At 67.8% G+C, this 1,961-nt stretch carries 1 protein-coding gene and 1 pseudogene; one reads left to right on the forward strand and one right to left on the reverse strand.

Annotated elements, in window-relative coordinates:
- The first annotated feature begins 366 nt into the window (after positions 1 to 366).
- Positions 367 to 707, forward strand: a pseudogene (locus tag AB0J09_RS63605) (PadR family transcriptional regulator).
- Positions 708 to 787: 80 nt separating this feature from the next.
- On the opposite strand, the gene AB0J09_RS63610 reads toward AB0J09_RS63605, so the two are convergent.
- On the reverse strand, positions 788 to 1,961 hold a 1,174-nt coding region (locus AB0J09_RS63610), incomplete at its 5' end, for a hemerythrin domain-containing protein (RefSeq protein ID WP_360714065.1).

Below are 1,961 nucleotides of genomic sequence, written 5' to 3' on the forward strand. Positions count from 1 at the left end.
TCGCGGCGCAGACCCGCACGTGCCGGCGCCCGTGCGGCACGGCCAGGTCCGCGTAGAAGGTGGCGGGACCCAACCCTGCCGCCGCGGGCAGCCTGAACCGCCTGGCCACCTCCGGCGCCCAGCTCTCAGGCCCTTCCACATGCTCCGCAGCACCTTCGGCAAGAGCCTCGATCAGGCGGACACCTGGCCGCCCGCGTCGCTCAGCTAGGGCGCGAAATGCATCGAAAGGGTCGCTTCACGGATTTCTTCATGCCCGTTTCCTTGTTATCGGACACACACTCACATACTCCTACCTGCGGCTCTGTCCCCCTGGCACGTGCGCCGGCCCCGCCATGGCCAGGTGGGACATGACGAAACTTTGCTTCCATTCGAGTCCTTCGGGGATGGCCGGGTCAGTTCCAGCGCGGGGCGGTGCGGCTGCACATCCTGCACCATGCTGCCGAGCAGGACATTCACGGGGCGTGGATGACCGAGGAGCTCAAGCGGCACGGCTATGCGATCAGTCCTGGCACGCTGTATCCGACGCTGCATCGGCTGGAGGCCGACGGGTTGCTGTCCTCGCGACAGGAGGTAGTGAGGGCCGGGTACGGCGGATCTACCGGGCCACCGAGGCGGGCGTGGCGGCGCTGGTTGGGGACCGCAGGGCGTTGCTGGAGTTGGCGCGTGAGGTGCTGCCCGAGGCGGACCGACCACCGGGTACTGCTTGAGCCCTGAGCGTGGTGACTGCCTCAGCGCACCTGTGCCCGGAGTGTCTTGGGCTCGCCTCCAGCGTCCGACCCGGGGATCGTCATACGCGAGGTGTGAACTGGTTCAGGTCGTAGATGCCGAGCGTCTTTTCGATGTCGGCCACCTGCCCGACAATGCCGGTGAAGCCGGCCGCGCCGAAACGACGGTGCTCCTCGTCTTCGAAGGTCTCGGCCATCTCGGCGAACTCCTTGGACGGGATGACGTCTCGCATGGCGGGGAAGACGACGGTGTCCTCGCGGGCCTCGTGCGGCTCATACATGCGGATGAAGGCGGCCATATTGGCGACCAGGTCGCGACGGGCCTGGTGGGGAGTGGGTTTGGCGGTGGCGTCCAGGATGCGGCCGGTCAGGACACGCCCGCGCTGGTGCTGCTGGACTAGCACCGAGACGGTGTCGGTGAGCTTGCCGGCCTTGACCAGGCGTGGGAAGACGTATCGTTCTTCGAGCTGCTCGTGGTACTCCTCGATGAAGGTGCGGATGATGCCGGCCCCGGCGTGCAAGGGCTGCGCGGGCACCTGCTCGCCGGCGTTGATCCGCCGGATGCCCTCCCGGTAGATCAACAGGACGCGTTTGAGGACCCCGTGCTCGCGCATGAGGTCTTCCGGTGGCGTTACCGGCACTTCGGGGGCCTGTTCCTGGCTGGGGGTCGGCGTGGGCGTTGCAGCGCTGCTGGCTTGCTGCGTGGTGCCGCACCCGGTCAGCACCGCCGAGCCGCAGGCCAAGGCGACGGGCAAACTGAGCATCTCGCGGCGGCGCACGATCGGTGTTTCGCGGTCTGTCCTCGCTTCGTCCGTCACATTCAGCCCCGGTCCCCTCGCCAGTCCGATGCGGTCCGGCTGGACCGCATCACGCTGGAGGCCTGCCCGACCGCTGGTGATCTGATGCGATGACGTGGGTAACGCTTGCCCCAGCTCAGCCAACTGCGCGTTGTCGATCTCGCGGGTGGACCCGTCACGCGCGACCTTCGCCCGCTGGGGGATGTACTCCGCCAGTGCCTCCACCGCTCGCTCGGCCTCGATCTCCTGAACGAAGGCGAAAACGGCGTTCAGCACGATGATCAGCACGACGGCGGCCGCGACGACCAGCGAACCGACGATCAGCAGCAACGCCGCTGTGACCCACAGCAGCAGGGCGAGCGGATGGGTGAACTGACGTCCCAACTCGCCCGGCCAGCGCCGTGCGCCGCGCCGTCGCAGCTCGTTGCGGCCGTATTGC

It is taken from the genome of Nonomuraea sp. NPDC049784 (assembly GCF_040659615.1).
In the GTDB taxonomy this organism is placed as follows: Bacteria; Actinomycetota; Actinomycetes; order Streptosporangiales; family Streptosporangiaceae; genus Nonomuraea.